Annotated in this window: 4 protein-coding genes and 1 tRNA gene; 2 read left to right on the top strand and 3 right to left on the bottom strand. The window is 68.6% G+C overall.

Annotated elements, in window-relative coordinates; all coding sequences use genetic code 11:
* The coding region (locus tag JNL41_RS22430) for a septal ring lytic transglycosylase RlpA family protein (RefSeq protein ID WP_293478509.1) at positions 1-415 on the bottom strand (415 nt) is incomplete at its 3' end.
* Between the two features lie 107 nt (positions 416-522).
* On the opposite strand from JNL41_RS22430, the gene JNL41_RS22425 reads away from it, so the two are divergent.
* A tRNA-Ser gene (locus JNL41_RS22425) sits at positions 523-612 on the top strand.
* A gap of 19 nt (positions 613-631) precedes the next feature.
* Here JNL41_RS22425 and JNL41_RS22420 read toward each other — a convergent pair.
* Positions 632-1,156: a TadE/TadG family type IV pilus assembly protein gene (locus JNL41_RS22420; RefSeq protein WP_293478508.1), complete on the bottom strand. Its 525-nt coding sequence runs from the start codon at positions 1,154-1,156 to the stop codon at positions 632-634.
* A complete protein-coding gene (locus JNL41_RS22415) occupies positions 1,153-1,659 on the bottom strand; it encodes a TadE/TadG family type IV pilus assembly protein (RefSeq protein ID WP_293478507.1) in 507 nt (168 codons plus the stop codon). Before JNL41_RS22415 ends, JNL41_RS22420 begins: the two co-directional genes overlap by 4 nt.
* Before the next feature lie 142 nt (positions 1,660-1,801).
* Here JNL41_RS22415 and JNL41_RS22410 point away from each other — a divergent pair.
* Positions 1,802-2,307 (top strand): pilus assembly protein TadG-related protein (locus tag JNL41_RS22410; protein WP_293478506.1); only part of this gene is annotated, 506 nt, incomplete at its 3' end.

Below are 2,307 nucleotides of genomic sequence, written 5' to 3'. Positions count from 1 at the left end.
TGTCGACGAACGGCCCGCGGTCGTTCACCCGCACCACCAGCTTCCTGCCGTTGTCCAGGTTGGTGACCTCGACCATCGACGGCAGCGGCAGCGTCGTGTGCGCCGCCGAGACGTTGTTCATGTCGAAGGTCTCGCCATTGGCGGTGGCCTTCATGTGGAACGCGTCGCCGTACCAGGACGCCACGCCCACCTGGTCGTAGTTCGGCTGCTCGCGCGGCACGTACCAGATTCCGCCGACCTGATAGGGCTTGCCCACCTTGCGCTCCCCGCCGGCGCCCGATGGCAGGCCGGCCTGCGCCCCGCCGCCCCGGCTGGGATACCGCGGCTCCATCGTGGCGCACGCCGCAAGGGACGCCCCCGCCGCCAGCGCCAGGGTCAGCCGGGCTGACGCGCCCAGGGCTCGGGAAGTTTGCATGATCCGCCTCCGACTCGCTCGCGATGGTCGGCCCGGTTCCTTGCGACACGGTTAACCGAACCTTGCGATGGAGGTCGCGCGCCCTTCCCTGCTATAGCGCCCGCTCCGGACGGGTGGCCGAGTGGTTTAAGGCAGCGGTCTTGAAAACCGCCGTGGGTTCACGCCCACCGTGGGTTCGAATCCCACCCCGTCCGCCACGGCTCTTGGGCGCTGCGCTCAGCTCGCCGTGCGCTCGACCTTCGCCGACAGGCGGGGACGCGAGTAGGCCTTGCGGGTGATGCGGATCGTGTCGGGCAGGAAGAGGCCGAAGGTGGGTGTGTAGTCGTAGATCACGTCGGCGATGACGACGCTCTCATTGGCCGCGAGGTAGCCGTTCGGGATCGACGGACCGCCCGACCCGTTCCAGTCGCGCTTCTGGGTCCAGTCGGTCGCCGCCGTCCCCGAACTGTTCGCGCTCATGCTCGAGAGGCGCTGCTGCAGGCTCTGGCGGGGGAACGGATAGATCATCGCGGTCGAGGCGGTGAGGATGTCGTCGAGCTGCGCGGCCGAGACCGTGCGGCTCTGGGCGGTGATGTCGGCCATGGTGGCGGCGATGTGGGCGACCTGCCGCTGGACGATGTAGGCCTGCACGCCCTCGCCCGCGGCGACGTTCAGCACGAAGATCACCGGGAAGATCAGGGCGAACTCGATGGCGGCCGCACCCTTTCGGTCGCCGGCCGCCCGGCGGAGGAACCGGATCATTCGTAGGGCTCGTTCTTGAAGGCGGTGCGCGAGGCGATGGTCACCGCCATCGGACCGTCCCGGTTGAAGGCGGTGGCCAGGAACGGCGTGATGAGCGGCCAGCGGTAGTTGGCCTTGACCAGCACGATGTCGCCCGGCCCGCCCTTGTTGAACTCGCCGGCGGGCTGGGCGGCGGCCACCTGGTTGGCGTCGTAGAACTTCGGGAACTTCTGCACGCTGACCGTCAGGCGGCCCATGCATGAGCTGACGGCGCCGCCCATGTTGTTGCAGATCTGGCTCTTGAAGCCGCCGGCGGTGGTGGGGCCGTCGTCGCGTCCCGTGCGGATGCGGCGCGCGGATTCCACCACGGCGTTGTCGAGCGCCGAGGACATCATGCCCAGCATCCCGATCTCGACCAGCGAGAGCAGGGAGAAGAAGAGCAGCGGCGCGACCAGGGCGAACTCGACCGCCGTGGCGCCGCCCTCGTCGCGGCTGAAGCGCAGCTTTTGACGGACCTGCGACATGGCCCGGGTTTTCCCAGATGTCGGAAAACGGGCCGTGGAGATTTAGAGTCAACCCAAGTTAACGGTCCGGAGTAAGGCGCGATTACCCGTCCGGCGGCTATCGGTTGAGCGAATTCAAGTCAGCCTCGTCAGGATGGATGGGATGCGCAGGTCAAGCGTTGCCGGGATCCGGCGGCTGGTCCGCGACAAGCGCGGCAACGTGGCGATCGTCGCGGCTCTCGCGATGGGGCCGATCTGCGTGGCCGGCCTGGGCGCGGTCGACCTGGCGCGCGGCACCAGCGCGAAGTCGCAGCTTCAGGACGCCCTCGATGCCGCCGCCCTCGGCGCTGCGCGGAGCAACGCCACGACCGACGCCGAGCTGAAGGCCGTCGGCGACCGCTTCCTGAACCAGAACCTGAAGCTGGGCGACGATTTCCGCCTGGCGCAGTCGTCGTTCGGCTTCGGGGAGAACGGCCGCGTGGTCGCCAGCGCCCGCCTGGACGTGACGCCCTTCATCGCCGGCATCCTGAACGACGGCGCCATGCACGTCGGCGCGTCGAGCGAGGTGGTCCGCGCCGAGATGAAGGTCGAGATCGCCCTGGTGCTCGACAACACCGGCTCGATGACCGAGGGCAGCAAGCTCGCCGACCTGAAGAAGGCGGCCAAGGA

Source organism: Phenylobacterium sp. (genome assembly GCF_016793285.1).
Lineage (GTDB): Bacteria > Pseudomonadota > Alphaproteobacteria > Caulobacterales > Caulobacteraceae > Phenylobacterium.
This window is presented reverse-complemented; position numbering and strand designations above follow the sequence as displayed.